Annotated in this window: 5 protein-coding genes; all 5 read right to left on the bottom strand. The window is 75.4% G+C overall.

Features of this window, described 5'->3' with window-relative positions; translation table 11 throughout:
• Positions 1 to 42 precede the first annotated feature (42 nt).
• The gene (locus tag L1885_RS22695; protein ID WP_235799024.1) at positions 43 to 1,155 is read right to left on the bottom strand and encodes an SCO2583 family membrane protein; all 1,113 of its coding nucleotides are present in this window, start codon (positions 1,153 to 1,155) and stop codon (positions 43 to 45) included.
• A 226-nt stretch (positions 1,156 to 1,381) separates the two neighbouring features.
• Positions 1,382 to 1,990 (bottom strand): SCO2584 family spore wall biosynthesis protein, encoded by a 609-nt coding sequence (locus tag L1885_RS22690; protein ID WP_235799023.1) that lies wholly within the window; start codon positions 1,988 to 1,990, stop codon positions 1,382 to 1,384.
• 109 nt (positions 1,991 to 2,099) lie between these two features.
• Positions 2,100 to 3,383 (bottom strand): glutamate-5-semialdehyde dehydrogenase, encoded by a 1,284-nt coding sequence (locus L1885_RS22685; protein WP_235799022.1) that lies wholly within the window; start codon positions 3,381 to 3,383, stop codon positions 2,100 to 2,102.
• Positions 3,384 to 3,468: 85 nt separating this feature from the next.
• Positions 3,469 to 4,011 (bottom strand): DUF8830 family protein, encoded by a 543-nt coding sequence (locus L1885_RS22680; RefSeq protein ID WP_235799021.1) that lies wholly within the window; start codon positions 4,009 to 4,011, stop codon positions 3,469 to 3,471.
• Positions 4,012 to 4,163: 152 nt separating this feature from the next.
• On the bottom strand, positions 4,164 to 5,267 hold the full coding sequence (gene proB / locus L1885_RS22675; RefSeq protein ID WP_235799025.1) for a glutamate 5-kinase: 1,104 nt from the start codon (positions 5,265 to 5,267) through the stop codon (positions 4,164 to 4,166).
• Positions 5,268 to 5,461 lie beyond the last annotated feature (194 nt).

The following is a 5,461-nucleotide window of genomic DNA, read 5'->3' as shown; positions in this document are numbered from 1 at the left end:
ACGCCGGGCGCCCGCGCCTGCCGGGCGGCTGCCCCGCTCGCGTCAGCCCGCCGCGGATCCCGGCGCAGCCGTGGTGAGCACGGCGCACAGCTGCCCCGACAGGGGTCCGGGGGCGTACGGGTCCAGGCCCGCGGGGCCGCCCGACGGGGCCCGCGAACCGGCGAGCAGCGGCGCGAACGTCCCGCCGGCCCGGGCGGAGCACGGCTCGGGCCCGGCCGCGACCTGACTCTCCACCACCTGGGCGAGGTGCTTGTCGAGATCCTCGCGGTCGAAGCGGAAGCGCATCTCGCGGCGCACGGTGAACAGCGAGGCGCCGTCGGCCGCCGCCGGCCCCGCGGGGCGCAGCGCGTAGACGAACGTGTGGTCCGAGGTCACTTCGAGGCTCCGGTCCGCCGCCTGCCGGTAGTCCAGCGAGCCGTGGACGCGGGTGGCGCCGGCGACCTGGCGGACCCTGGCCGGGTCGAACGCGACGAGCCAGCCCGCGGGGACGCGCGCCGCGGTCGCGGACGTCGCGGCGAACGTGCGGTCGAACTCCGGGATCTGGTCGGCGTCGAGCAGGGCCCGTACGGGTTCGCGGTCGCGGCCGGCGAGGACGTCCGCGTTCAGCGAGGAGGCCACGAGGTAGTCCCGGACGATGGCCAGGGCCATGCGGATCTGCCCCTCGCTGAAGTCCTCGGTGCGCTCGACGGTGCGCGGGAAGACGATCCCCTCGGCGCCCGTGGCGAAGTGGGCGGCCGGGCTGCGGGCGAGCAGGGCGGCGGGCGTCCCGCCGGGCACGGGCCCCGCGGGCACCAGCGGTACGACCGTGGTGCGCAGCTCGGCGACGGAGCGGGCGCCGGACTGCAGCCGGTAGGGCTGGCGGAAGCCGAGGTAGACGGCCGTACCGAAGGCCAGCGCGATCAGGACGAAGAGAGCGAGGAGTTGGCGGGGCCCGTTGCGGAAGCCGTGCGAGACGGTGCCGGAGCGGGGGCCGCGCACCCGCACGGCGCGCTCGCGGTCGGTCATGCGCTCGCGTGCGGAGAACTCCTGAAGACGGGCAGCGCGGACGAACGATTCGTCGAAGACGACCGATCGGTACTCGTCATCGCCCCCGGGAGGCTGACCGTCGGGTGTTTCCTCCGGTGGCCCTTCGGGCGGGTCTCCGTGGCCAGCCATACCTTCAGAGTAGGCCGAAGCGGACGAAGGTAAACGCCGCGCTACCGGTCAACTTGCGACAGACCCGGCCATGGGTGATCACCGACTCGGACCGGACCGGGCTTTCTCGGCAGCGGTCCGCCCGGCGTCCGGCCACCCGCAACTTCCCGAGGCACCACGGCTGTTCGCCGTCGTCGCTCCGGCCGAGCCGGTGCGCACCCCTGGGCGGGACCGGGGCGAAGCGTCCCTACGGGGTCCGCGGAACGGCCGACACCGGAGGCGCCAGGCGGTCGCGCGCGTCCCGGTCGCCCTCGTCGGGGCGGCGGGCGTCCGTGCCGCCCGAGGAGTTCCCGCGCGGCGCGTCGATGCCCGTCGACGCGGGCTGCGGCACCTGGTCCTGCCGGCCGCCGCCGCTCGCGCCCCGTACCGCGGAGAACGCCAGCGCGACCATGCCGACGCCCATCAGCACCGCCAGCAGCCAGGCGACGGGCCGGTGCCAGCGCGCCCGCCCCCGGTAGGGCCGCAGCACGCCGCCGTGCGGTCCGTAGGGATGGGGCGCGTACGGGTCACGGGCGTCGTCGTCGCACTCGTCGGGGTGCCGGCGGCTGTACAGCTCGTCCCAGAGCTCGTGCTCCTCGTCGGGGGCCGGCCTGCCGCCCCTGGCCCGGGCCGCCTCGGCCTCGGCGCGCGCCTGCGCGGCGGCGAGCAGCCGCTCGACGGCCGTGGGTTCGTGGAAGGCGGCGGCCCGTACGAAGTCCTCGTCGAACACCACGGTGGCGAACTCCTCGTTCGCTCCGCGGTCGTCGTCGGGCTCCCGGCCGTCCTTGAACGGCCTGCCCCCCACGTCGTCCGGCACCACTACAGCGTAAACCGGCGGGGTCGCTTTGGGCAGGGAGAGTCCGCACTCTTCCCCTGATGAACCGCTATGAGCCGTGCCACTCGCCGTACACGACGAGGCGCATTCATCACCGTGTGTGACCGTCTCCGGTGACGATGTACTTCGTCGACGTCAGCTCGGGCAGCCCCATCGGGCCCCGGGCGTGCAGTTTCTGGGTGGAGATGCCGATCTCCGCGCCGAAGCCGAACTCCCCGCCGTCGGTGAAGCGCGTGGAGGCGTTCACCGCGACCGTCGTCGAATCCACCAACTGGGTGAACCGGCGCGCTGCCGCCTGCGAGGTCGTGACGATCGCCTCGGTGTGACCGGACGACCAGAGCCTGATGTGCGCGACCGCGGCGTCGAGCGAGTCGACCACCGCCGCCGCGATGTCGTACGAGAGGTACTCCGTCTCCCAGTCGTCGGCGGTGGCCGCGACCACGGCAGCCTTGCTCGCCTCGCCGTAGGGCAGGACCCGCTCGTCGGCGTGGACGGTGACACCCGCCTCGGCGAGCGCGTCCAGGGCGCGCGGCAGGAAGGCGTCCGCGACGTCCTGGTGCACGAGGAGCGTCTCCGCCGCGTTGCACACGCTCGGCCGGGACGCCTTGGAGTTGACGAGGATCGAGACCGCCATGTCCAGGTCGGTCTCGGCGTCCACGTACACGTGGCAGTTGCCGGTGCCCGTCTCGATGACCGGCACGGTGGACTGCTCGACGACCGTGCGGATCAGCGACGCCCCGCCCCGCGGGATGAGCACGTCCACCAGGCCGCGCGCCCGCATCAGCTCGCGGACGGAGTCCCGGTCCTCCCCCGGCACCAACTGCACCGCGTCGGCGGGCAGCCCCGCGCCGCCCACCGCGTCGCGCAGCACCCGTACGAGCGCCGTGTTGGACGCGATCGCGGACGACGAGCCGCGCAGCAGCGCCGCGTTGCCCGACTTCAGGCACAGCGCCGCCGCGTCGGCGGTGACGTTGGGGCGGGCCTCGTAGATGATGCCGACCACGCCGAGCGGCACCCGGACCTGCCGCAGGTCGATGCCGTTGGGCAGGGTCGAACCGCGCACGACCTCGCCGACCGGGTCGGGCAGTGCGGCCACGTCCCGCACGCCGTGGGCCATGGCGCGCACCCGCTCGGGCGTGAGGGTCAGCCGGTCGATCATGGCGGCCTCGGTACCGGCCGCCGCCGCCCGCTCGACGTCCTCCGCGTTGGCCGAGACGATCTCGTGCGTACGCACCTCCAGCGCGTCGGCGATCGCGAGCAGCGCGTCGTCCTTGGCCGCGCGCGGCAGGGGCGCGAGGTCCGCCGCGGCCGCCTTCGACCGGTAGGCGGCCCGGGCGACCGGGGAGAGGTTGTCGTACGGCGAGAGCGAGGTCATGCCCCGCAGGGTAATGGGACGGGCCCGGGCGTTCCTCCCGTATCCCGCACTCCGAGACACCGCCGGGGCGGCGCACGGCGACTGCTCAGAACGGGTGGATGCCCACCCGCGCCGCGGGCGGCGGGCCGTAGCCCTCCGCCACGCGCTGGTGGTAGGTCTCCCGGTCGATGACCTCCAGGCCGACGATCTCCCAGGGCGGGAGCCGCGCGCTGGAGCGGTGCTCGCCCCACAGCCGGAGGGCGACGGCCGCCGCGTCGTGCAGGTCCCGCGCCTCCTCCCAGTACCTGATCTCGGCGTGGTCGGCCGCGTAGCGGCTGGTGAGCAGGAACGGGTGGTCGTGGGCGAGCTGTTCGAGGGCGCGCCGCACGTCCGCGACGGGCGCCTCGTCGCCGGAGACGCTGAGGGTGACGTGCCACAGGCGGGAGGCGGGCCGGTCGTCGCCCTCCGGCGCGCCGGCGGGCCGCTCGCCCGCGCCGCGCGGGCCGTCGTCGCCGTCGTACGCGTCGAGGCCGTCGAAGTCGCCGCCCGCGTCGACGCTCGTGAGCACCGAGTCCGCGCCCGCGGCCCGCCGGGCGTGCGCACCGGATCCGCCCGCGCGGATCGCCGTGCCTGGACGCACTCGTCTCACCGGCCGCCTCCTGTTGATCAGTTGCGCTGCTGCCCCGTCCGTGACTCCATGAATGAGTTGACCAGTCCCGGGCGGCTCGTGGGGCCGTTTTGCCGAACCTGCGCCGCGCCGGAAGCCGAACGGCCTGATTCTCAGCCCATAGGGGGCCGGCGTCAGGGTCCGAGGACCACCAGATCGTCCTTGTGTACGACCTCCCGCTCGTATGCCGGACCCAGCTCGCGGGCGAGGTCGCGGGTGGAGCGGCCGAGCAGCTGCGGCAGTTCCTTCGCGTCGAAGTTGACGAGGCCCCTGGCGACGGGGCTGCCGCCGGTGTCCCGGAGCTCCACCGGGTCGCCCGCGGCGAACTCGCCCTCCACGGCGGAGATCCCGGCGGCGAGCAGCGAGGTGTGCCGCTCGACGACGGCCCGCACCGCGCCGTCGTCCAGGGTCAGGGCCCCGCGCGGCGCGGAGGCGTGCGCGAGCCACAGCAGCCGGCCGCGGGAGCGGCGGCCGGTGGGGTGGAAGTACGTGCCGGTGTCGCGGCCCGCCAGGGCGTCGGCCGCGCGGCTCGCGGAGGTCAGCACGACGGGCACGCCGGCGCCCGTGGCGATGCGCGCGGCCTCCACCTTGGTGACCATGCCGCCGGTGCCGACGCCCGCCCTGCCGGCGCTGCCGATCGTGACCCCGTCGAGGTCCTGCGGGCCGGTCACCTCGCCGAGGCGGGACGTGCCGGGCAGCGCGGGGTCGCCGTCGTAGAGCCCGTCCACGTCGGAGAGCAGCACCAGCAGGTCGGCGCGGACGAGGTGGGCCACGAGCGCGGCCAGCCGGTCGTTGTCGCCGAAGCGGATCTCGTCCGTGGCGACGGTGTCGTTCTCGTTGACGACGGGCAGGGCGCCCATCCGCAGCAACTGCTCCAGGGTGCGGTAGGCGTTGCGGTAGTGGGTGCGCCTGCTCGTGTCGTACGACGTCATGAGCACCTGCCCGACGCGCACGCCGTAGCGCGCGAAGGAGGCGGTGTAACGGGCGATGAGCAGGCCCTGGCCGACGCTCGCCGCGGCCTGCTGGCGGGCCAGGTCGCGCGGTCGGCGCTCCAGGCCGAGCGGGGCGAGGCCGGCGGCGATGGCGCCGCTGGAGACGAGGACGATCTCGCGTTCGCTGTCGCGCGCCGAGGCCAGGACGTCGACCAGGGCGTCGACCCGGTCGGCGTCGAGGCCGCCGGCCGCGGTGGTCAGCGAGGACGAGCCGACCTTGACGACGACGCGCCGGGCCCGGCCCACCGCCTCGGCGCGGGAGCCGGCCGGCTCCGGGACGGGCCGCCGTGACCCGCCCGCGCCCGCCTCGGGCGGTACCGGGGTCCGCCCGGCCGTCCGCTCCGCTCCCGTCCGCCGTCCTGCCGCTGCCACGTGCCGTGTCCCCTGCTCTCGCCGTACCGCCCGGTGCCCGTGCCCGGTCCGCGCGCCGCGGCCGGCCG

The sequence above is a fragment of the Streptomyces fuscigenes genome, assembly GCF_021556455.1.
GTDB classification, from domain to species: Bacteria; Actinomycetota; Actinomycetes; order Streptomycetales; family Streptomycetaceae; genus Streptomyces; species Streptomyces fuscigenes.
This window is presented reverse-complemented; position numbering and strand designations above follow the sequence as displayed.

Excerpts from the sequence above, each read along its gene's own strand:
- L1885_RS22685 (WP_235799022.1), bottom strand. The coding sequence starts at position 3,383 with ATGACCTCGCTCTCGCCGTACGACAACCTCTCCCCGGTCGCCCGGGCC.
- L1885_RS22695 (WP_235799024.1), bottom strand. The coding sequence starts at position 1,155 with ATGGCTGGCCACGGAGACCCGCCCGAAGGGCCACCGGAGGAAACACCC.